This window comes from Amycolatopsis sp. NPDC028719, assembly GCF_055565395.1.
The window spans coordinates 190,561-211,493 of the sequence record NZ_JBVHUL010000009.1; the positions used below are offsets into that span (position 1 = coordinate 190,561).

Consider the following 20,933-nt stretch of genomic DNA (forward strand, 5'->3'; position numbering starts at 1 on the left):
GTGCTCGTGACGCTGGCTGAGCGCCCCGACCTCGCATCGGCCGCCTACGCGATCCCGTACCCGCCGGGCTCGCCGAAGTTCATGGCCGGCAGCCTCGCGAGCCTGCTGGTCCGTCGCCGCCGGGTGGCGAGCCGCTGGCCCCACCTGGTCGTCCTGCTGCTGGAGGGTGACCGGCCGGTCGCACGCGGGATCATGGTGCCGTTCCGCGACCGCGGGTCGTTGCCTTCCCGCGGCTGGGACGAAGTGGCGGTGTGGGCCGCGGAGGACGCCCTCGACGGCGTCACTCCGGACACCGCTTGCGCGTTGGAGATCGCGGTGCACCCGGACCACCAGGGGCGCGGGCATTCCCGCACGGTGCTGGAAGGGATGCGCTCGGCTGCCGCCGGATTCGAGTCGCTCGTCATCCCGGTCCGGCCGCCGGACAAGGCCGCGGTGCCGACGATGCCGATGCGCGAGTACGCCGCTCGGGTGCGGGCTGATGGTTTGCCCGCTGATCGTTGGTTGCGTACTCATGTGCGTGCTGGTGGCCGAATTCTCGGTGTCGCTTCCTGCTCGGCGACTGTGCAGGCTCCTTTGGCCGACTGGCGGGAGTGGACCGGGTTGCCGTTCGATCGGGACGGTTCTGTTGAGGTTCCCGGCGCTCTTGGGCCTGTGTTCGTCTCTGTTGCGCAGGACTTTGCTGTTTACGTTGAGGCTAATGTCTGGGTTTCTCATCGGGTTGGCTTCTCCTGATCCAGCTTCGCTGGGGTGTGGGAAATCGGCGCATCGGTGTCCATGCCGAGGACTTGTTCGCACCTGATCGTGTGATGACAGGCGTTCGATCTTCGGTAATCTTGTTGTATGGACCGGGAAGCGGTGTGGAAAGCGGATGCGGTGGCTCTGGCCGACCGTGTCTCCGCGCTGCTCACTGCTGTGTGGTCTGCTTCAAGCCGTACCCTGGATGGCACGCCCATCCCCGCTTTGGCTCCCGCCACTGGCGCTGCCGCATCGGAAGGCCGGTTGAGCAGCCCGATGATCGACACGATCGTCGGGGTGATGACCCAGGTCCCGGCTGAGCACCGCGACGACGCCGAGCAGCGCCTGCTGTCCTTCGCCTCCGAAGCCGGGCACAAACAAGTCGCCGCTCTCGGTGCACGCATCCTCGCCCACCTGGATCCTGACGGCGGAGCCCCTGACGAGACCGAACCTGCCACTCCCAGCCGAGAGTTGTCGTTGCGCCGGAAGAGAACCGGGTTCTGGGAGCTGAACGGCCGTTTCGACGACGAGACCGGCGCCCGAGCCAGCGCCCTGTTCGACTCTCTCGCCGAGCGTCACAGCACCGACGAGGGCCCGGACTTACGCTCGCCGTTGGAACGCTACGGCGACGCCTTCTCCGACGTGATCGACTTGGCTTTCAACTCTCCAGACCTGCCGATGCAGGCCGGTGAGCGGGCTCATGTGGTGGTGGCGGTGTCGTTGGCGGACCTGAGGTCGGGCATCGGTCAGGCCATGCTCGGCGACACCGGAACCACCTCCGCTGCCGGTCAAGCCGCCCAGGTCGGCACCGTGTCCAACGCTGCTGCCGGTCGGGCCACCCTCGGCGGCATCTCCACGCCCGCCGCCGGTCAGGCCGCACTGAACAGCACCGGCACGACGCCCAAGGCCGGCGCCGGTCAAGCCGTCCTCGGCACCACGTCCAAGCCCGGCGTCGGCCGGGCTCTCCTGGGCGACCTCGGCACGATCTCCGCGGCCGAAGCCCGGATGCACGCCTGCGACTGCAAGCTCATTCCCGCGGTCCTCGGCACCCAGAGTGAGCCTCTCGACCTCGGCCGTCACCATCGCCTGGTCTCCACCCCGCTCCGCCGAGCGCTCTACCTCCGAGATCGCGGCTGTGCCTTCCCGGGCTGTCATCGCTCACCTCGGCACTGCCAGGGTCACCACGTCCGGCACTGGGCTGATGGCGGGCCGACCGAGCTGGACAATCTGGTCTTGCTGTGCGCTCATCATCACCGGTTGCTGCACCGTTCCGGCTGGCAGGTAAGGATCGCTGCCGACGGGTTGCCCGAGTTCCTGCCACCGGTATTCCTGGACAAGCGCCGAAAACCCAGGCGCAACAACCTCCACCAACCACTGCCATTCGCGGCGTGAACACGGGAAAGGCTCGCCGCCAACCGGCTTCGGGCCTACACCCACGCCCGGAGTCATGCCGGCCGTGCCGCAGGGCCCCGGAGCACCTGAATCCGGTCAAGAGGGTCGCGGCGCCTTCAGGCACCGAAACCGGCGCCAGCAAAGTAATCGAGATCGGCTGCCAGACGGTCACGAGCATCGCGCTGAGCACAACCGCGATTCAGCCTCCCAGTGTTCGGCCCTGCCGCCCGACGGCGGGTACCCCAGGCAACCGGCCCGCTTCGAACCGGCTAACCGTGCAGCAGTACCCCGGAAGTGCGCTCCCGCTCGAAGAACGTCTCCGGCCACAACAACCCATCCGGCGGCGAGTCCACCGCCACCGCCCGACGCCGCAGCTCCTCCAAGAACCCCGTATCCAGCACCGCTCGAGCCGACAACGGCTCCCTCAGCAGCAGGTCCGCCGGGCCCTCGTACAAGTACGCGTCCACGCCCGGATAACCGCGCGTGCCCGGCGGATACTCCCGGTTCGTCGGGAACAGGCGAGTGTCGAGAGTGCTCAGCCACGATCCCCGGAGCGAAATCAGCGACGGCCATGAGCCCAAGCTTTTCTCGAGCCGTGCGTTGTCCGATGTGAACCCGCGGTGGTCCGCGACCACGTACGCCGCGCCGGGGTACTCGCGCTCCAGTTGGGCCACCGCGCCGCTGCCGCCGTCGTGGGTCAAGTGGCCCAAGCCGAACAGCATCAGCGCTTTGCGGTTCTTCTGCAGCACCTGCGTCTTCACCACGGACACGATCGATGCGTCCCGGTCGTGGAACGGCTCCATGTCGGCCGGCGCCTGGATACGGCTCCAGTCGATCGGCGGGTCGCACGCCAGCACGCGGATCCTGCGGCTCGCCGGCAGTGTCGTGTTCACCTGGCGCACCAGGGCGAAAAGCTGTTCGTAGAACGTCGAAAACCCGCAGCTCGGCTGGGTCGTGTCGCGCCAGACCCGGCTGATGTCCGGCACGTCCGCACCGCCGATGTAGGCGTCCAGCAGTGGCTGGAGGCGCGAGTTCCCGCACTCCACCGCGATGTCGTTCACCCGGCCCGGGAAGCGCGGGTCGCGGATCAGGTCGAACACGAACGGCCCGACGTCCGGGCTGGACTTCGCGACGATCGGATGCGTGTCGAACGCGGCGAGCAGCGTGCCCGCCGGGTCGGACGGTGGCCGGGGCTGACCCGCGTCGGCGGGTGCGGCTACCAGGGTGGTGGCCGCGAGTACGGCCAAGATGAACAAGCGCATGACAACTCCCCAGAAGCAGAAAACCTGCTGTCTTACGACAGTAGGACAACTCGCTCAGCATCCAGCCCCGGCCGAGTCGCTGTCAAGGCCGGGTCAGTGCCGGAACGCCTCCGCGAGCCACCAGGAACCGCCGTCGTCGGCGATCTTCGCGTCGATCACCAGCGGTTCGGCGCGCGGACCCGCGAGCCACTCGCGCACCGCGAACAGGTCTTCGGCGGAGCGGACCGTCACCCCCGCGCACCCGAAGCCGCGGCCGATCGCGGCGAGGTCGGAGTCGGGGAACCGGACCGTGGTCATGTCCGCGTCGCCGAAGTGGTGAACCTCCGCTCCGTAGGCGGCGTCGTTGTACACGATCACCACCAGCGGCAGACCGAGCCGGACCGCCGTGTCCAGTTCGGACAGTGCCATGTGGAACCCGCCGTCACCCGTGCCCAGCACCGGGAGCCGGTCCGGGCGGGCGAGCGCCGCGCCGATCGCCGTGCCCAGGCCCAGCCCGATGCTCTGGAACGCCTGCGTGAAGCAGAACCCCTGCTCGTCGGGCACCGACAGGTACGCACTCGGGTAACCCATGAAGTTGCCGGAGTCGATCGCGACGATCCGCTCGGCCGGCAGCAGCTCGTCGAGCAGCTTGCTCAGGGTGCGCGGGTCGATGCGGCCCTCACGGGAGAGGTCCTCGTGCTCGACGTCGGTCCAGCGGCCGGCCGCGATCCGGGCGGCGACCTCTTCGGTGCGGTAGCCGACCGCCTGGTGGTCGCCCAGCTCGCTCAGGACGTCTTCCGCGGTGCACCCGGCGTCGCCGACGACGCCGAGGTCGATCGGCCGGTGGGCGCCGAGCGCGCTCTGCTCGAGGTCGACCTGGACGAGGTCCGCGTGCGGGCTGAGCAGCTTGCCGTGGCGGGTGGTCCACGTGTTCAGCGCGCACCCCCACCCGACGACGAGGTCGGCGCCCGCGATCAGCTCGGCGGCCGTCGGCGACGCGAACCCGCCCGAGATGCCCAGCGCGAACGGATCACCGTGGAAGAGCCCGTGCGCGACGGCCGAGGTGGCCAGCAGCGCGCCGGACCGCGCGGCCAGCTCCCGCAACGGCTTCCGGCTCCCGCGGGCGCCCCGGCCGGCGATGAACACCGGCCGTTCGGCGGCGATCAGCAGGTCCGCCAGGTCCGCCGCCGCGCCGATGTCCGGCCGCATCGGAGCCGGCCCCTCGACAGGAGGCAGCGACAGCGCTCCCGGTGGCGCGGGCTCGGCCTGGACGTCCAGCGGCAGGTTCAGCACCACCGTCCGGCGCTGCTGCCACGCGGTCCGGAAGGCCCGCACGGTGTCGTCGACCGCGCTCGCGGCCGAGTGCACGCGTTCCGGCACCGCGCCGACCGCGGCGGCCAGCCCGTCCTGGTCGATGCGGAAGTTGGACAGCACCGACGCGGCGGCCGAGTCCGCGGTGAGCACGAGCATCGGCGTCCGGCTCTTGGCGGCCTCGGTGATCCCGGTGACGGCGTTGGTCAGCCCGCAGCCCTGGTGCAGCGACAGCACCGAGACCTTCCCGCTCATCCGGGCGTAGGCGTCGGCCATGCTCGCGGCGCCGCCTTCGTGGCGGGCGGCGACGAACCGGACGCCGCCCGCGCGCAGCGCGTTCGTCACCTCGAAGTTGCCGCTGCCCACCACCCCGAACGCCGTGCCGACGCCGAGGCCGGCCAGCGTGCGGCCGACGAGTTCGGCGACGTTCACCGCTCCACCAGGGCCAGCACGCGGGCGGGGCTGCCGGAGCCGCCGACGATCGGCAGCGGCGAGACGACCAGCAGCGTCCCGGTCGGCGGCAGCGTGGCGAGGTTCTGCAGCTGCGTCAGGCCGTGCTTGCCGGCACCCAGCAGGAGTTCGTGGCACGGGAACATCGGTTCGAAGCCGGGCGCCTGACCCGCGTCGGTGCCGACGGTCTCGACGCCGAGCCCGGTGATCGGGCTTTCCTCGGCGAGCCACCGCGCGCACTCGGGGGAGACGCCGGGGGCGTGCGATCCGGTCTCGTCGGCGTTGAGGAACCGCTCCTGGTCGTCGCTGCGCGCGTCCCAGCCGGTGCGGTAGAGCAGCCAGCCGCCGTCGGGCAGCGGGCCGTGCTCGGCCGTCCAGGCGCGGACGTCGTCGACCGACAGGAGGAAGTCCGGGTCCTCGGCGGCACGGGCCGAGAAGTCCAGCACGACCGCGGGCGCGACCAGGGTCTTGAGCGGCACCTGCGAAACGTCGTGACCCTCCTTTCCGGACACCCAGTGGACGGGGGCGTCGAGGTGGGTGCCGGTGTGCTCGCCGGTGTGGATGTCGTTCCAGTACCACCGCGGGCCGCGCTCGTCGTAGCGGCTGATCTCCTCCAGCCGGAACGGGATCGTGTTGGCGAACGGCTCCGGCAGCTGCAGGATCGGCGTGCTCGCGCTCAGCGGGGCGGTGAGATCGACGATCTCGATCGTTCCCCCGGCAATCGCCTTGCTCAGCCCGTCCAACAACGACATGCCTGCCTCCTGGTGCCGGTGTGCCTCTTGATCGGAACCTTATGCCCGGCGGGCGTTCCTTGACAGCGGTGCGTTCGCGGGTGTTGTCTTAATGTCGTAGGACAATAGGAAGGTGCCGGGTGATCGAGTTCGTCCTGGACGGCCGCTCGCGGGTCGCCACGTACATGCAGCTCGTCGTCCAGGTGAAGCAGGCGCTGCGGGTCGGCCTGCTGCGCCCCGGCGACCAGCTGCCGAAGGTGCGGGATGTGGCCGAGGCGCTGGCGATCAACCCGAACACCGTGCTCAAGGCCTACCGCGAGCTGATCCTGGAAGGACTCGCGGAAGGCCGGCCGGGGGTGGGCACGTTCGTCACCGGCAGCCTGGCCGGGCCGTCGCTGGGCAGCCAGGGGCGGCTGCGCGACGAGCTGGTGGCCTGGCTGGAGCGCGCCGAAGCCGCGGGGATGTCGCCCGACGACATCGCCGCCCTGATCGAGACCACGTTGCGCGGCACCCGGGTGCCCCGCGACCTTGCGTAGGGAGTTGGCGGAGATGGAGCTGGCCGTGCAGGCCCGGGCGCTGGGCAAGCGCTACGGGCGCACCTGGGCGTTGCAGGACTGCGCGCTGGAGGTGCCCGCCGGGCGAATCGCCGCGCTGGTGGGCCCGAACGGCGCGGGCAAGACGACCTTGCTGCACCTGGCCGTCGGGCTGCTGCGCCCCGACGCGGGAGAGGTGCTCGTGTTCGGCCGCGACCCGCGGTCCGTGCTCCCGGACGTCGGGTTCGTCGCGCAGGACACCCCGCTGTACCGCGACTTCACCGCCGCGGAGCTCGTCACGATGGGCGGCAAGCTGAACCGCCGCCGCTGGGACGCCGCGCTGGCCCGCGAACGGCTCGCCATGCTCGGCATCCCGCCGGACCGGCCGGTGGGCAAGCTGTCCGGCGGGCAGCGGGCGCAGGTCGCGCTGGCGCTGGCCCTGGCCAAGCGCCCGAGGCTGCTGCTGCTCGACGAGCCCATCGCGAGCCTGGACCCGTTGGCACGCCGCGAGTTCATGCAGACGCTGATGGGCGCGGTGGCCGACAGCGAGACGACCGTCCTGCTGTCCTCGCACCTGCTCGCCGACCTCGAACGCAGCTGCGACTACCTCGTCGTCCTGCAGCAGTCCCGGGTCCAGCTGACCGGACCCGTCGACGAACTGCTCGAAACGCACCGCACGCTGGTCGGCCCGCGGGCCGGCAGCGAGTCGATCGCCGGGGTCGCGAAGGTGGTCCGCGCGAGCCACACCGAACGTCAGTCGACCCTGCTCGTCCGCCGCGGCGACGGGCCGGTCGATCCCTTGTGGACGGAGCACGAAGTGACGCTGGAGGACCTGGTGCTGGCCCACCTCGCCGACACGGAGCCCCGCGTCGCCGCTACCGCGTGGGGGGTGCCGGCATGATCTGGCTGACCTGGCGCCAGCACCGCAAGCAGGCGCTGTTCACGCTCGGCGCCCTGGTCGCGCTCGCCGCGATCATGGTGCCGACGGGCCTGGCGATGCACACGACGTTCGACAGCCTCGGCCTGCCCGCGTGCCGGGCCGCGCTCGGCAGCGCGTCGATGATCACCCAGACCGAGGAGGTCAGTCGCTGCGGCGGCCTCGGCCACCAGTTCCAGCAGCAGTTCGGCGGCATGGTGTTCGTCGCCGTGCTGTTCGTGGTCCTGCCCGTGCTGGTCGGCGTGTTCTTCGGCGCGCCGCTGGTCGCCCGCGAGGTCGAGCAGGGCACCCACCGTCTCGTGTGGACGCAGGGCGTCAGCCGCCTCCACTGGGCGCTGGTCAAGTTCGGCCTGGTCGGCGGGATCACCGCGGTGCTGGCCGTCGTGTACGCGCTCGGCGTCTCCTGGTGGTTCGAGCCGCTGGTCACCGCGAGCACCGGACGGCTGGGGTACTTGTCCTTCGACGTCCAGGGCGTCGTCCCGATCGCGTACACGCTGTTCGCGCTCGCGCTGGGCGTCTTCGCGGGAACGTACTGGCGCAAGGTGCTGCCCGCCATGGGGATCGCGCTGGCCGGCTTCGCGGCGGTCCGCGTCGCGATCGAGGTCCTGGCCCGGCCGCGCTACCTCCCCGCGCAGGCACTGACGTTCTTCCCGGACGGCAACCGGACACCGAACACGGCGTCGGGCGACTGGGTACTGTCCCAAGGCGTCCGCAACGCGGCGGGGGAGATGGTGCTGCCCAACGCGGAGATCGGCCCGTGCGGCCCCGGCGGCTGCGGGCAGAGCGAGGCCGGTCCCGGCGCGTACAACTGGCTGCAGTACCAGCCGGGCGACCGGTTCTGGACGTTCCAGGGCATCGAGACGGGGATCTTCGTGCTGCTGACGGCGGCACTGGTGTACTTCGCGCTCCGCCGGTTGCGCACGCTCGCCTGAGACGGCCGTTTCCTACCGGGCCGTCCGCCGGGTGGTGAGTTGCCCACGACGGCCCGGCGCCCCTGCGGCCGTTCGGGTGGTCTGCCGGGGGAAGCGGGCGAACCGCGCCCGGACTGTCGGTGCGCCGCCGTAAGGTCGCTCCCGGTGAGGGAGCACAACGGGGATTTGTCCGCTGGGCGCGCGGGGGATTCGGAACCGTGGCGGGTGTGCTTGCTGGACTCGTCGGGCCGGACACTGGGTGCCGGCATGCTGCTGGGCGAATCCACGGTGCTGACCTGCGCGCACGTCGTGCAGGCCGTCAGCGCGGAAACGCTTTCGCCACCCGAGTGCCCGGCCGGGCAGCTCGTGGTCCGCTTCGTCGGCCTGCCCGGGATGCCGGAGGCGTACGCCGGCGTCCGGCCGGGGTGCTGGGTGCCGCCGCTGCCCGACGGCCGCGGGGACATCGCGCTGCTGGAGCTGAGCGAGGCGTTCCCCGGCGTGCCGGGTGCGCCGCTGGTGCGCCTCGGCGCCGTCCGCGACCGGGTGGTCCACACCTACGGCTTCCCGCCGCCGCACCAGCACGGCGTGTGGGTGAACGACGCCGAGCTGGCCGGCCCGGCCGGGGCGGCCAGCGAGTGGGTCCAGCTGAACTCGAAGCCGCCCGGCGAACGGGTCCGCCGCGGGTTCAGCGGCGCCGGGGTGATCGACAAGGCCACCGACGCCGTGCTCGGCATGGTGGTCACCGAATACACCGACGAACGGCTCGGGCTCGCCTACCTGATCCCGGTCGAGACGATCGTCCGGCACGTCCCGGAGGTCGCCCGGTGGGTGGGCGAGCCGCCGCGGCCGCCGTCCGGTCCGCTGGTCGTCGTCATCGGCGACCGCGACTCGGCGGTGGTCCGGGACTTCCTGACCCAGGTCCGGCGCGAACGCCGCGGGTCCCGGCCGGGCCGGGGCGACCGGCTCGCCGCGATCGTCGACGCCACCGGCAAGACCGCCGACGAGGTGGCCGAGAACGTCAGCGCCGGCATCAGCACCGAGGAGGTCACCACGGTGCTCGCGACCAACCCGGAGGACGTCGCCGTGGCGGTGGCCGGGGTCGATGCCGCCCGCGCGCCGGAGGAGGTGCTGACCGGCGCGGTCAAACCGTTGATGGACAAGGGAGCCACCGTGCTCGTCCAGTTCAGCGGGCCGGACTCGCCCGGCGTGCGCCTGGCCCGCCGCTGGGAAAGCGAGCGGAACGCGCGGCGGCTGGACCGGCTGGCGCTGCTGGTCGAAATGGTGGAGCACGAAGAGGAGCGGACACGGGAGCGGGCCGCCCAGGTCGGTACGCGCGCGCACCCGGCGGCCGAAGTGCCCGGCCACGCCGCGGACCTGCGCCTGCGGCTGGCCGCGCTGCGCTCGGCGGGCGAGCGCATCGATCCCGGCCGCGTCCGGCGCGCGCTGACGGTGACCGAGCGCGACGCCGAAGCGGCCCGCCGGGAGCTCGTCCGGCTGCACGCCGACCTCGATGCGCACGCCGCCCGGCACGACGAACTGCGCGGACGGCTCCGCGGCTACAACGCGAAGGCGACCGACGCGGGCTTCATGGAGGACGAGGAACTGGCCGGGCTGTACCGCCCGGCGATGGCGGCGCTGACCGCGGTCCCCGGCGACCCGGCGGCGGCCGCGGAACTGGTCGAGCGCTACGTGCGCGCGGTCCGCCACCGGCTGGCCGGCTCATGACCGCCGAGCCGATGTGGTGTCACGGGCAGCCCGTCGGGCCGGCGGGGTTCTGCGAGGTGCGCGGCCACCGCCGGGTGCCGGTCGAAACCCCCACCGTCGTGCTGAGCACGCCCGCTCCGGAGAGCACCCGGCGCAGTGTCGAGCTGTGGGGCGGGGAAACCGACTTCCAGTCGCTGCCCGCGGTCGAAGTACCGGATCCCGAGAAGCTGGTCCTCGCCGATCCGGACTACCCGGAGCAGCACCGATTCTGCGGCCGCTGCGGCGAACCGGTGGGCCGTGCCTACGCCGGCGAACCCGCGTTCGCCGAAGGGTTCTGCGAGAGCTGCGGCGAGCGGTTCTCCTTCCTGCCGAAGCTTTCGCCCGAGGAGCGGGTCGGCGACCGCTACGAGGTCCTCGGCTGCTTCGCCCGCGGTGGGCTCGGCTGGGTGTACCTGGCCGCCGACACCGCGCTCGCCGGCCAGCACGTCGTGCTCAAGGGCGTGATCAACAGCGAAAGCGCGATGCTGCGCGCGCTCGCGCGGGTCGAGCGGGACGTGCTCATCCGGCTCGACCACCCGAACATCGTGCGGATCACCGACTTCGTCGAGCACACCCCGCCCACCGGTGGCGAGCCGGACACCTACCTGGTGATGGAGTACGTCGGCGGCCGGTCCCTGCGCGACCTCCTCGTCAAGGGGCCGCCGCCGCGCGTGGAGCACGTCATCGTCTACGGCCGCGCGATCCTCGGCGCGCTCGACTACCTCCACGGCGAGGGCCTGCTGTACTGCGACATGAAGCCGGAGAACGTGATCCACGGCGACAAGCGCGTCAAGGTCATCGATCTCGGCGCGGCCCGCGCGATCGACGACTCGGCGAGTCCGAGCGTCGGGACCGAGGGGTTCCAGGTGCCGGCGCACGAGCTGACCCGGCACGGCCTGACCGTCCGGTCCGACCTGCACACCGTGGGCCGGACGCTGCAGGTGCTGCTGGACGCCGCGGGTGAGGCCACCGACCCGGACCGCGTCGCCGGCGGTGTCGATTCCCTGCGCCGGGTCCTCGAGCGCGCGGTCGCGCCGTTCGAGCGGCGGTTCGCCACCGCGGCCGAGATGGCCGAGCAGCTCGACGGCGTGCGCCGGGAAATCCTTTCGCTGCGCGACGAACGGCCGCGCCCGGTGCCGTCGGCGCTGTTCGAGGACACCGCCGAACTGCTCGACGACGGCCTCGGCGCGGTGCCCGGTCTCGACCGCTGGGTCGCCGGCACCTCCCGGGCCGGGGAACTGGGTCACGGGCTGCCGCGCGCCGCCGACGGCGCCGGCCGGCTCCCGCTTCCGCGGGTCGCGCCGGACGACCCGGCGGCGGAGTTCATCGCCGCCGCCGGCGCGCCGGGACCGCACCGCTGGCTGGACAAGCTCGCGTTCTTCGGCGAACGCTCGGTCGAGATCGAGTTCGCCCGGACGCGGGCGCTGGTCGCGGTGGGCGACTCCGACCGCGCGGCCGTGACCTTGTCGAGGGCCGAAGAGCTGCTCGGCGCCGAGGCCGCGCGCGACTGGCGGGCGGCCTGGCACCACGGCCTGCTGGCGCTCGTCCGCGGCGACACCGAGCCGGCCGCGGCGGCGTTCGACCGGGTGCACCGCGCGTGGCCGGGCGAGCTCGCACCGAAGCTCGCGCTCGGCTTCTGCGCCGAACTGCGCGGGGACATCCGGCAGGCCGAGCGCTGCTACCGCTCGGTGTGGCACCGCGACCACGGTCAGGTCAGCGCCGTCTTCGGCCTGGCCAGGAGCCACCTGCGGGATCGGGGCCGCGACGGCGCGGTCGCCCTTCTGGACGCCGTCCCGCCGATCTCGCGCCACTACGACGCCGCGCGGATCGCCGCCGTGCGGATCCGGGTGGCCCGCCTGCCGTCCGGGCCGCCGGGCCCCGACGACCTCGCCGACGCGGCGCGGCGGCTGCCCGAGCTCTACCTCGACGGCGAGTCCCAGGACCGCTTGGAGACGCTCGTCCGCGAGGCGGCACTGGACGCCCTCGGTCACGGCGCCCAGCCCGGCTGGAACGGCGGTGCCCTGCTCGGCGAGCGCGTCACCGACCGCGGGCTGCGCACGCTGCTGGAGCAGTCCCTGCGCCGGCTCGCCGAGCGGGCCCGGGACCGCAACGACCACGGCGTGCTCGTCGACCTCGCCAACTCCGTCCGGCCGAAGACGAGAAGGTGATCGGATGCCCGAAACCCCGTCGTTCACCCTGCAGCTGAGCCAGAACAAGTACCTGGCCCCCTCGGACGAGCGGATGGACGCCGTGCTCACCGTGCGGGTGGGCGACGCCGGGGCGACGGTGGCGGACGGCGTGCCGCAGACCGCGGAACTGCTGCTGGTGGACTGCTCCAGCTCGATGGACTGGCCCCCCACGAAGATCGAGGCCGCGCGGCACGCCTGCCGGGTCGCCGTCGACTCCCTGCGCGACGGCGTGCTGTTCGGGGTGGTGGAGTGCACCGCGCACGCCGAGCTGGTCTACCCGGCGACCCCGGAGCTGGCCGTGGCCGGCCCGCGGACCCGGCACGAAGCGAAGACGGCCGTCTCCGGTCTCATCGCCGGCGGCGGCACGGCGATGAGCCAGTGGCTGGACCTGGCCCGGGAGCTCTTCGCGCGCAATTCCACCGCGATCCGGCACGCCGTGCTGCTGACCGACGGCAAGAACGAGTCCGACCGCACGGGCGCGCTGGAGGCCGCGCTCGAGCGCTGCCGGGGCGAGTTCGCCTGCGACGCCCGGGGAATCGGTGACGACTGGGAGCCGCGGGACCTGCAGCGCATCGCGTCCGTGCTGCGTGGCAGCGCCGACGCGGTGCTGGAGGACGCCGAGCTCGCCGGGGACTTCCGGCGGCTGGTCGAGCAGGCGATGGGCCGGACGGTGCCGGACCTGCGGCTGCGGCTGACCACGATGCCCTACAGCAGGTTGAGGTTCGTCAAGCAGGTCTTCCCGACCGAAGTGGACCTCACCGCGCAGTGCCGGGCCGGCGGCCGCGTGCTCGAGCTGCCCACCGGCGCGTGGGGCGACGAGCAACGCGAGTACCACCTCTGCCTCGACGTCGAAGCGGCGGAGCTGACCCGCCACGAAGACAGGCTGCTGGGTACGGTCACGCTGCTCGAGGGCGCGGACACCGTGGTGAGCGACCAGTTCCCGGTCGTCGGCTACCTGACCGACGACCTGGCGCTCTCGAGCGTGCCGGACGAGAACGTCGCCCGCATCACCGGGCAGGCCGAGCTGGGCCGGGCGGTCCGCGCGGGCTGGGACGCCTTCGAGCGCGAAGACCGGGCGGAGGCGGCGCGGGAATGGGGCACCGCGTACCGGCTGGCCACCGACCTCGGCAACGCGGAGATCCTCAAGCGCCTGGGCCGCCTGATCGACGTCCGCGACGACGGCGCCGTCGCGATCAAGGAGAACGTCCGCCCCCGCGACGGGTTCTCGCTCGTGCTCGGGTCGACCATCTCCACCTACACCGCCGAACCCGTCGCCGCGCCGCTCCGTCCGGAAGACGGTGGTGCGCCGCGTGAGTGTGTCCATTGTGGACATAAAGCGCGGCCGTCGGCGAAGCGCTGCGGGCGGTGCGGCGAACCGTTCGAGGATCCGTCGTGAGCGCCACGAGCACCACGCGCAAGACCCTGTGGTGGCTGCGGCTCGGGCTGGTGGCCGGCAGCGCGCTGGTGCTGGTGACCGCGCTGGCGACCTTCCTCGGGGTGCGGGCGAGCATCGCCGAGGTCCGCGAACGCACCGCGCCGGCCGTGACCGAGGTGTCGCTGGCGAGGGAGGCGCTCGTGGCCGCCCACGGCGCCGCGGTGGCCGCCTTCGAGCACGGTCACGCGCGCCTGACCGGCCCCAGCGAACAGTACGAGGACGAGATCGCGCTGGCCGGCCAGCAGCTCGCCCAGGTCGCGGAGCACAACGCGGCCGGCGAGCAGGGCAGCCAGACGCTGCGGCTCATCGAAGGGCTGCTGCCCGCGTACAACAGCGTCATCGGGCAGGCCGGCGCCCACTTCCGGCAGGACAACGGCGGCGCGCTCGCCGCGAGCGACCTGCAGTCCGCGGCCGACCTGCTGACCGCGAAGGAGAACGGCATCCTCGCGCGGCTCGACACCCTGGCCGTGGCCCAGCGCGCCGCGCTGGACAGGCAGCTCGGCACCGACTGGCTGGACCCGGCGATCACGCTGCTGTGGGCGGTGCCGGTGCTGCTTCTGCTCGCCCTGCTGATCCGGACCCAGCGCTTCCTCGCCCGCCGGTTCCGGCGGACGGTCAACTCCGCGCTGCTCGCCGCGACGGCGGCGCTGGTGGTGCTGGGGGCGGGGACGGCGCTGCTGCTCGGAGTCCAGTCCGGCGCCCGGGACAGCGGTGCCGCGCTGGAGCGGACGGTGGACGCACGCTCCGCCGCGACGACGACAGCCGCCGGCCAGGCCCAGGCGTCGCTCGCCCGGGTGCTGGTCACCTCGTGCCGTACCGAAGGAGTGGCAGCCTGCGGCGACACGGTGGACGCGTTTGTTGCCGCGACGGCCTCCCCGCCCGAGGGCCCGCCCGCGGCCGACATCGACGAGCCGGCGTTGCCGGGGCTCACGGAGCCGGGCTGGAACGGGCTACTCGGCTACGGGATTCCCGTGCTGGCCGCGGGAATCGGGGTGCTGGCCGCGGGCGGCCTGCAGCCCCGGCTCGACGAATACCGGTTCCGGGGAGCGAGAAGCCGATGAGGAAACGCTTCGCCGTGGCCGTGCTGGCCGCCGCTTTGGCGGCCGGGGTACCCGCCTGCTCCGCCGAACCCGGTGCGGAGGTCGTGACCGTGCTCGGCCCGTGGACCGGCGACGAGCAGGCCGCGTTCCAGCGCGTGCTCGACGGCTTCACCCGCGAGACCGGGATCCTGACGCGGTACCAGGGCACCCGCGCGCAGAACCAGGTGCTGCGTGGCGACCTGCAGCAGGGCACCCCGCCCCACGTGGCGGTGCTGTCCAACCCGGCCGAGCTCGCCCGGTACGCGCACTCGGGCGACCTGAAGCCGCTGGATGCCGTCCTCGGCGCGGCGGCGGCCGAGACGTACAGCCCGCCATGGCTGAAGCTGCAGCAGCTCGGGCGCGGCGCGATGTACGCGGTCGCCGTCAAGGCCGACCTGAAGAGCATCGTCTGGTATTCGCCGAAGACGTTCACCGGGCCGGCCCCGGCGACCTGGGACCAGCTCCTGGCGACGTCGCGGCAGCTCGCCGCGGGCGGGCAACGTCCTTGGTGCCTCGGCATGGGTGCCCCGCCGAACTCCGGGTTCCCGGGCACCGACTGGATCGAGGACATCCTGTTGCACAGCGCCGGCCCGCGGGTCTACAGCGCCTGGGCGGCCGGCACCCTGCCGTGGACCGACCCGGCGGTGCGGGCCGCATGGCGGAGCTGGGGCGACCTGGTGCTGGCGCCGGGCGCGGTCCGCGGCGACAGCACGGCGGCGGTGCTGACGTCGTTCGCCGACGCGGGCAAAGCGATGTTCGCCGAACCGCCGGGGTGCGTCTGGGAGCACCTGGGCTCGTTCGCGATCGGCGGGTACGGTGCGCTCCCGGGACCACCCGTACCCGACCGCGACTTCCGGTTCTTCCCGTTCCCGGGCGCGGGGGCGGGCGGTCCCGTCGAGGTCTCGGCCGACCTCGCGGCGATGTTCCACGACACGCCGGCCGCCCGGAAGCTCATCGTCTACCTCGCCAGCGAGGCGGGCCAGCGCATCTGGCCGTCGGGCGGGACGACGTTCTCGGTGCACCAGCGGCTCGTCGGGCAAGGCGTCTACCGCAGCGACGTCACCCGGCGGATCGCGACGACCCTCGCGCAGGGCACCGACCTGTGCTTCGACGCGTCGGACCTGATGCCGTCGGCGATGAGCAGCGCGTTCTCCCAGGCGGTGCTGGAGTACCTGGTCCACCCGGACCGCCTGGACGGGCAGGACGGGCTGCTCGCCGAGCTGGAACAGGTGCGCCGCGGCATCGGCCCGGAGCAGTGGCTGGATTTGTCTTGTTGATCGGTGCCGCCTTGGAGGATCACTTGCCGGAATTAGTGCGTTTCCCGCTGGCCGACGGCGGATCGGTGCTCGTCGAAGTGGAGGTGGAACCCGGCTTCGAGCGCGCTTCGGCGCCATCGGGGGTGCTCCGCAAGGCGACGACGACGTTCGAGCACGCACTGAACGAGGTCCGCGCGGCAGCGGGCGCGGCGCTGGCCCAGTTCCGCGACCTGGGCCCGGACGAGGTCGAGCTCAAGTTCGGCGTCAAGCTGGACGCCCAGGCCGGCGCGGTGATCGCGCGCACGGGGTTGCAGGGCCAGTTCGAGGTGAAGCTGAAGTGGATGCGCGGCGAGGCGTCCACTGAGGACAGTGCAGAGGAGGAACCGGCGGCCGCGCAGGTGCCGCTGCCTTAGCACGGTTCCCATGCTTGACATGACCGCGGTGGAGCTAGTGGCAGAGAGGTGACAGCTCAATGCAACTCGCGGCGCTGGTACTGTCGATAGTCGCCTTGGTGGCGTCCCTGGCGAACACCCGGCGGCAGACCCGGCTCTCCAGGCATTCCAACTCGATCTCCGTCCTGGTGGATCTCTTCAGGGAGCACCGGGGCGACCGGTTGGCCCGCGCGCGGATTCATCCACGCCGAACTCTCCACCTACGATCTTTCCCGTGGGCTGGAGGGCTTGCCCGCGGACGAAAGAGAACTCGTTCGTGACCTGGCCTGGTTCTATGACAACCTCGGCGCGCTGGTGCTCCACGACATCATCGACATCGAGCCTGTCGCCGGCTACCTGGGCGGCTCGATAGCGGACTCATGGAAAAAATTGTATCCGCTCGTGGTGGTCGAGCGTGCGAAACGCAGAGCGGCTGGTTCCGCTGATCCGGGGCGCTGGCAAGAGTACTTCGAGTACTTGAACAACTTGGTTGTCCACCGAACGCCCCAGGGGTACCGAGACGGGCGGCTTCGCGCGAGCCTGAAAGTTCCTTTCCGGGTTCGCCTTCGTCGCAGGTTCGTCAGAGGTGGCGCGCCTTTCTTCCGGGAGAATACGGGTGGATTGGCGCGCGACCCGGCCGACGGTGCTCCCTCTGCGGGATCTGATCCGGTCTCGCCGAACGCGCCCTAGGTGTTCTGTCCACGGTGGACAGAGCCCGGGTGGTGCAGTTCGGCGAACCGGAACCGCGGACCACTGCGGTGGCGAGCCAAGCTAGCGCTTGACGCCGACGATCCCGGCCACGCACTTGGCCGAGCCCGACAGCGGGGTGAGCCGGGGGCCGTCCGGCCACCACTCGTCGCACACCGCGAGGCCCGGCTCGGAGGTCGCGTTCGGCTGGAGGAACTCCAGGCCCGGCAGCATGGCTTCGATCTCCGCCCGCGTGCGGAACCGGCCGGCGCCGAGGGGGCCCTGGGTCAGGATGTCCTCGATGCGCTTGGCGATCGCGGTCAGCTCCGGCACCTCGGGGTCGAAGAAGTGCGACAGCACCACGTACGAGCCCGGGGCGAGCGCGTCGATGTACTCCCGCATGACGTCGGCCGCGCCGTCGCCCTCGAAGTGGTGCATCGTGCCGACGTGCAGCAGCGCGACCGGCTCCGAGAAGTCGATGTGCTGCCGGACGTCCTCGTGGCCGAGCACTTCTTCCGGCTTGAAGATGTCCGCCTCGACCATGTGCGTGAAGTCGTTCTCCACGAGCAGCGCCCGGCCGTGCGCGAGGACCACGGGGTCGTTGTCGATGTAGACGACCGTGTGGTCCTTGTCGATGCGCTGGACGATCTGGTGCGTGTTCTCCGCCGTCGGCAGCCCGGACCCGCAGTCGACGAACTGCCGGATCTTGGTCTGGGCGGCCAGCATCCGCAGCGCTCGGTTGTGGAAACCGCGGTTTCCGCGGGCGATGTCGACCGCTTCCGGGACCGTCGCGCGGATCTTCTCCATCACCACGCGGTCGACCTCGTAGAAGTTGTGGCCGCCGAGGAACCCGTCGTAGATCCGGGCGATGCTCGGCCGCTCGGGGTCGACCCCCACCGGCTTCTGGCTGGGGGACAGCGTCTCGGACATGGCGACCTCGCAGTACTTCGGCGCGTGGCGTGGAGCCACCCAGCGTAGTAGCCCGGGTCCGCGCGGTGAACGCGAGGTCAGCCGCTCGGCCGGAGCCGCTGGTCGGGAATGTCGTCCCAGGCACGCTCGGCGCGTTCGCGGCGCAGCCGGGCGAGGTGCTGCTCGATCCGGCGGTCGAGGTCGCGTGCGGCCTCGGACAGTTCCGTCAGGTCGCGACGGGACGCCGGGTGCCCGACGGCCCCCGTGTCCACTTCGTCCCCTGCCCTGTCCACTACCGGCACCTCCCGGGTCGGATCGGCCCTGACCTCGTCCCAGCGTTACTGCCCCAACCGGCCCTCGCCAAAACGGTGCCTGTCGAAACGACGGCGGTGAGCCCGGGCACGCCGGTGCGGCCGTCCGGCTGACCAGGCGGGAAATCCCTGGTGCCAATTTTGACCAGGTGGTAGAAATTCAGCGAACCCCGTGACCTCCAGGAGCCGGTGATGAGCGAGCATTCCGTGCAGCTGTACTCGGTCCGCGACGCCTTCGCGGCCGATCCCGCCGACACCCTGCGGCGGCTCGCCGCGATCGGCTTCACGCGCGTCGAGCCGTACGGGGTCGTCGAGAACGTCGAAGCGCTGCGGGCCGGGCTGCCGGCGAACGGCCTGAGCGCCCCGAGCGCGCACGCCCGCCTGATCGGCGCCGACCAGGCGGCCGTCTTCACCGCGGCCGCCGAGCTGGGCATCGGCCTGGTCATCGACCCGCTCGTCAAGCCGGAGCAGTGGCAGGACCCGGCCGACATCGCCGCCACGGCGGACGCGCTGAACGCCGCCGCCAAGCTCGCGGCCGAACACGGTGTCCAGGTCGGCTACCACAACCACTGGTGGGAGCTGGAGTCCCGGATCGACGGCCGCAGCGCCTTCGAAGTGTTCGCCGACCAGCTCGATCCGGCCGTCGCGCTGGAGGTCGACACCTACTGGGCCACGGCGGGCGGCGAGGACGCACCCGCCCTGCTGCGCCGGCTCGGCGACCGCGTCCGCGCGATCCACGTCAAGGACGGCGGCCTGGCCACCGACGCCACCGGCCAGGTGCCCGCCGGACAGGGCCGGCTGCCCGTCACCGACGTGCTCGCCGCCGCGCCGGACGCGCTGCGCGTGGTCGAGTTCGACGCCTACGACGGCGACGTCTTCGAGGCCATCGCCGCCAGCCACGCCTTCCTGACCGGCGCGGGCCGGTGACCGGCGGGCCGGTCGGCGTCGGGATCATCGGCGCCGGCGTCATCAGCGGCACCTACCTCGAAAACCTGACGAGCTTCCCGGACGTCAGCGTGCGGTGGGTTGCCGACCTCGACACCGGGCGCGCGGCGGCCCAGGCGGCGGCCCACGGCGTGCCGCATTCGGGCACGGTGGCCGAGCTGCTCGCCGACCCCGAAGTCGAGATCGTGGTCAACCTGACCCTCCCGGCCTCGCACGTCGACGTCGGGCTCGCGGCCCTGGAGGCGGGCAAGCACGTCTGGGCGGAGAAGCCCCTCGCGCTCGACCGCCAGACCGGCCGCAAGCTGCTGGACCGAGCACGGGAGAAGGGATTGCGCGTGGCGAGCGCGCCCGACACCGTGCTCGGCGCCGCGCTGCAGACCGCGCGCCGGAGCGTCGACGCGGGCCGGATCGGGCGTCCCCTGACCGCGTTGGCCCTGTTCCAGGTGCCGGGGCCGGAAGTGTGGCACCCGGCGCCGGAGTTCTACTTCCAGGCCGGCGGCGGGCCGCTGCTCGACATGGGCCCGTACTACCTGACGACGCTGGTGCACCTGCTGGGCCCGGTCCGGCGCGTCACCGGGGCCGGCGGGCGGGCGCGCGACACCCGGGTCGTGGGGTCCGGGCCGCGGGCGGGGACGGAGTTCCCGGTGCTGGTGCCGACCACGGTCACCGCTCTCGTCGAGTTCGAAAGCGCCTCGGCGCAGCTGGTGCTGAGCTTCGACTCGGCACTCAAGCGGACCGGGCTGGTGGAGCTGACCGGCACGCTCGGCACCGCCGTGCTGCCGGACCCCAACCGGTTCGACGAGCCGACCCGGCTGCACCTGCTCGGCCACGACCAGCCGGAAGAGCTGCCGGCGGCAGGACACGCGGCGTCGCGCGGCACCGGCACCCTGGAACTGGCGCGGGCGATCCGGGCCGGTGTGCCGGAACGCGCGTCCGGCGAGCTGGCCTACCACGTGCTCGACACGATGCTGGCGATCGACGAGTCGATGACCCGCGGCCAGGCGGTGGACGTCGGCAGCACGGTCGACGTCCCGCCCTTGCTCCCGGCGGACTGGGACCCGTACGCGAAGACCCTCTAGACCGGGACGGTGAGCAGGTTCTGCAGGTAGAAGCGCAGCGAACCGACCAGGTCGACGTCGCCGGGGACGGTCAGCCACTGCACCTGCAGGCCGTCCATGAGCGCGATGAACGTCAGCGTCGCGAGCCCGGGGTCGACGCCGTCCCGCAGTTCGCCGCGGGCGGCCAGCACCGCGAACGACTCGCGCACGCCTTCGCGCGCGGCCCGGTAGTGGCGCACGAAGTACTCGTGCGCCGGGTGGTCCGGGGCGACGGCCTCGGCGGCGAGCCGGGAGTAGAGGTCGACGATCCCGGGGTGGCGGACGTTGTGCTCGGCGAGCGCGACGAAGTGGCGCAGCACCTCGAGGCCGGGCGGCACCGTCAGCTGCTCCCGCTCGGAGTCCTCGGTGTCGCGCCGTTCGAGCACGGCGGCGAGCAGGGCCTCCTTGGTGGGGAAGTAGTACAGGAGGCCGGCGTGCGAAATCCCGACGCGCTTGGCGATCTCGCGCAGCGACGAGCCGTGGTAGCCGAGCTCGCCGTAGGCCGCGGCCGCCGCCGTGATGATGTCCTCGCGGCGGATCCGGCCCTTCAGGTAGCCCCCGGTCACGGGGTCGCGGTGGTCTCGGCGGCGTGCACGGCACCATCATGCCG

Annotated in this window: 20 protein-coding genes; 14 read left to right on the top strand and 6 right to left on the bottom strand. The window is 72.2% G+C overall.

The genetic code is table 11. The features are described 5' to 3' along the window. On the top strand, positions 1-732 hold the full coding sequence (locus ACZ4TR_RS35630) for a hypothetical protein (protein WP_465292321.1): 732 nt from the start codon (positions 1-3) through the stop codon (positions 730-732). 108 nt (positions 733-840) lie between these two features. Continuing rightward, positions 841-2,127 (top strand): HNH endonuclease signature motif containing protein, encoded by a 1,287-nt coding sequence (locus ACZ4TR_RS35635; RefSeq protein ID WP_465292323.1) that lies wholly within the window; start codon positions 841-843, stop codon positions 2,125-2,127. Positions 2,128-2,396: 269 nt separating this feature from the next. Here the strand turns inward: ACZ4TR_RS35635 and ACZ4TR_RS35640 are convergent, their stop codons facing one another. From ACZ4TR_RS35640 to ACZ4TR_RS35650, 3 genes are all read right to left on the bottom strand, one after another. After that, complete coding sequence (locus ACZ4TR_RS35640) at positions 2,397-3,389, bottom strand: hypothetical protein (RefSeq protein WP_465292325.1); 993 nt, start codon at positions 3,387-3,389, stop codon at positions 2,397-2,399. Between the two features lie 93 nt (positions 3,390-3,482). After that, entirely contained in the window at positions 3,483-5,111 is a 1,629-nt protein-coding gene (locus tag ACZ4TR_RS35645) for a thiamine pyrophosphate-binding protein (protein WP_465292327.1), read from the bottom strand. Beyond that, positions 5,108-5,881 carry a cyclase family protein gene (locus ACZ4TR_RS35650; RefSeq protein ID WP_465292329.1) on the bottom strand — a complete coding sequence of 258 codons (774 nt, stop codon included), beginning with the start codon at positions 5,879-5,881 and terminating at the stop codon, positions 5,108-5,110. The genes ACZ4TR_RS35645 and ACZ4TR_RS35650 overlap by 4 nt, the downstream gene beginning before the upstream one ends. A 119-nt stretch (positions 5,882-6,000) precedes the next feature. Here ACZ4TR_RS35650 and ACZ4TR_RS35655 point away from each other — a divergent pair, with 119 nt between their 5' ends. The 10 genes from ACZ4TR_RS35655 (at position 6,001) to ACZ4TR_RS35700 (ending at position 17,064) form a co-directional block, all read left to right on the top strand. Next, positions 6,001-6,396, top strand: coding sequence for a GntR family transcriptional regulator (locus ACZ4TR_RS35655; RefSeq protein WP_465292331.1), 396 nt, complete (start codon positions 6,001-6,003; stop codon positions 6,394-6,396). A 13-nt stretch (positions 6,397-6,409) separates the two neighbouring features. After that, a complete protein-coding gene (locus ACZ4TR_RS35660; protein WP_465292333.1) occupies positions 6,410-7,294 on the top strand; it encodes an ABC transporter ATP-binding protein in 885 nt (294 codons plus the stop codon). Beyond that, positions 7,291-8,262: a transporter gene (locus ACZ4TR_RS35665; protein WP_465292335.1), complete on the top strand. Its 972-nt coding sequence runs from the start codon at positions 7,291-7,293 to the stop codon at positions 8,260-8,262. Before ACZ4TR_RS35660 ends, ACZ4TR_RS35665 begins: the two co-directional genes overlap by 4 nt. A gap of 246 nt (positions 8,263-8,508) precedes the next feature. Then, positions 8,509-9,966, top strand: a complete 1,458-nt coding sequence (locus ACZ4TR_RS35670; RefSeq protein ID WP_465292337.1) for a trypsin-like peptidase domain-containing protein — start codon at positions 8,509-8,511, stop codon at positions 9,964-9,966. Continuing rightward, positions 9,963-12,152, top strand: coding sequence for a serine/threonine-protein kinase (locus ACZ4TR_RS35675; RefSeq protein WP_465292339.1), 2,190 nt, complete (start codon positions 9,963-9,965; stop codon positions 12,150-12,152). The genes ACZ4TR_RS35670 and ACZ4TR_RS35675 overlap by 4 nt, the downstream gene beginning before the upstream one ends. Positions 12,153-12,156: 4 nt before the next feature. Next, positions 12,157-13,569: a vWA domain-containing protein gene (locus ACZ4TR_RS35680; protein WP_465292341.1), complete on the top strand. Its 1,413-nt coding sequence runs from the start codon at positions 12,157-12,159 to the stop codon at positions 13,567-13,569. Further along, on the top strand, positions 13,566-14,669 hold the full coding sequence (locus ACZ4TR_RS35685; RefSeq protein ID WP_465292343.1) for a hypothetical protein: 1,104 nt from the start codon (positions 13,566-13,568) through the stop codon (positions 14,667-14,669). The genes ACZ4TR_RS35680 and ACZ4TR_RS35685 overlap by 4 nt, the downstream gene beginning before the upstream one ends. Beyond that, positions 14,666-15,964: an ABC transporter substrate-binding protein gene (locus tag ACZ4TR_RS35690; RefSeq protein ID WP_465292345.1), complete on the top strand. Its 1,299-nt coding sequence runs from the start codon at positions 14,666-14,668 to the stop codon at positions 15,962-15,964. Before ACZ4TR_RS35685 ends, ACZ4TR_RS35690 begins: the two co-directional genes overlap by 4 nt. A 23-nt stretch (positions 15,965-15,987) precedes the next feature. Then, complete coding sequence (locus ACZ4TR_RS35695) at positions 15,988-16,356, top strand: CU044_2847 family protein (RefSeq protein WP_465292347.1); 369 nt, start codon at positions 15,988-15,990, stop codon at positions 16,354-16,356. Positions 16,357-16,623: 267 nt separating this feature from the next. Further along, entirely contained in the window at positions 16,624-17,064 is a 441-nt protein-coding gene (locus tag ACZ4TR_RS35700; RefSeq protein ID WP_465292349.1) for a hypothetical protein, read from the top strand. An 81-nt stretch (positions 17,065-17,145) separates the two neighbouring features. On the opposite strand, the gene ACZ4TR_RS35705 is transcribed toward ACZ4TR_RS35700, so the two are convergent. Beyond that, a complete protein-coding gene (locus ACZ4TR_RS35705; protein ID WP_465292568.1) occupies positions 17,146-17,991 on the bottom strand; it encodes an SAM-dependent methyltransferase in 846 nt (281 codons plus the stop codon). 77 nt (positions 17,992-18,068) lie between these two features. Then, positions 18,069-18,263, bottom strand: a complete 195-nt coding sequence (locus tag ACZ4TR_RS35710; protein ID WP_155546414.1) for a hypothetical protein — start codon at positions 18,261-18,263, stop codon at positions 18,069-18,071. Between the two features lie 210 nt (positions 18,264-18,473). Here ACZ4TR_RS35710 and ACZ4TR_RS35715 point away from each other — a divergent pair, with 210 nt between their 5' ends. Together ACZ4TR_RS35715 and ACZ4TR_RS35720 are read left to right on the top strand one after the other, a co-directional pair. Further along, positions 18,474-19,208 carry a sugar phosphate isomerase/epimerase family protein gene (locus tag ACZ4TR_RS35715; RefSeq protein ID WP_465292351.1) on the top strand — a complete coding sequence of 245 codons (735 nt, stop codon included), beginning with the start codon at positions 18,474-18,476 and terminating at the stop codon, positions 19,206-19,208. Continuing rightward, positions 19,205-20,305, top strand: a complete 1,101-nt coding sequence (locus ACZ4TR_RS35720; RefSeq protein WP_465292353.1) for a Gfo/Idh/MocA family protein — start codon at positions 19,205-19,207, stop codon at positions 20,303-20,305. The genes ACZ4TR_RS35715 and ACZ4TR_RS35720 overlap by 4 nt, the downstream gene beginning before the upstream one ends. Here the strand turns inward: ACZ4TR_RS35720 and ACZ4TR_RS35725 are convergent. Then, the gene (locus ACZ4TR_RS35725; protein WP_364516542.1) at positions 20,302-20,889 is read right to left on the bottom strand and encodes a TetR/AcrR family transcriptional regulator; all 588 of its coding nucleotides are present in this window, start codon (positions 20,887-20,889) and stop codon (positions 20,302-20,304) included. The two genes, ACZ4TR_RS35720 and ACZ4TR_RS35725, sit on opposite strands and share 4 nt — an antisense overlap. Positions 20,890-20,933 lie beyond the last annotated feature (44 nt).

What these genes read in the sequence shown, in the direction of transcription:
- ACZ4TR_RS35675 (WP_465292339.1), top strand. Translation starts at nt 9,963, where the DNA reads ATGACCGCCGAGCCGATGTGGTGTCACGGGCAGCCCGTCGGGCCGGCG.
- ACZ4TR_RS35705 (WP_465292568.1), bottom strand. Translation starts at nt 17,991, where the DNA reads ATGTCCGAGACGCTGTCCCCCAGCCAGAAGCCGGTGGGGGTCGACCCC.
- ACZ4TR_RS35670 (WP_465292337.1), top strand. Translation starts at nt 8,509, where the DNA reads ATGCTGCTGGGCGAATCCACGGTGCTGACCTGCGCGCACGTCGTGCAG.
- ACZ4TR_RS35715 (WP_465292351.1), top strand. Translation starts at nt 18,474, where the DNA reads ATGAGCGAGCATTCCGTGCAGCTGTACTCGGTCCGCGACGCCTTCGCG.
- ACZ4TR_RS35660 (WP_465292333.1), top strand. Translation starts at nt 6,410, where the DNA reads ATGGAGCTGGCCGTGCAGGCCCGGGCGCTGGGCAAGCGCTACGGGCGC.
- ACZ4TR_RS35680 (WP_465292341.1), top strand. Translation starts at nt 12,157, where the DNA reads ATGCCCGAAACCCCGTCGTTCACCCTGCAGCTGAGCCAGAACAAGTAC.
- ACZ4TR_RS35635 (WP_465292323.1), top strand. Translation starts at nt 841, where the DNA reads ATGGACCGGGAAGCGGTGTGGAAAGCGGATGCGGTGGCTCTGGCCGAC.
- ACZ4TR_RS35640 (WP_465292325.1), bottom strand. Translation starts at nt 3,389, where the DNA reads ATGCGCTTGTTCATCTTGGCCGTACTCGCGGCCACCACCCTGGTAGCC.
- ACZ4TR_RS35650 (WP_465292329.1), bottom strand. Translation starts at nt 5,881, where the DNA reads ATGTCGTTGTTGGACGGGCTGAGCAAGGCGATTGCCGGGGGAACGATC.
- ACZ4TR_RS35690 (WP_465292345.1), top strand. Translation starts at nt 14,666, where the DNA reads ATGAGGAAACGCTTCGCCGTGGCCGTGCTGGCCGCCGCTTTGGCGGCC.
- ACZ4TR_RS35665 (WP_465292335.1), top strand. Translation starts at nt 7,291, where the DNA reads ATGATCTGGCTGACCTGGCGCCAGCACCGCAAGCAGGCGCTGTTCACG.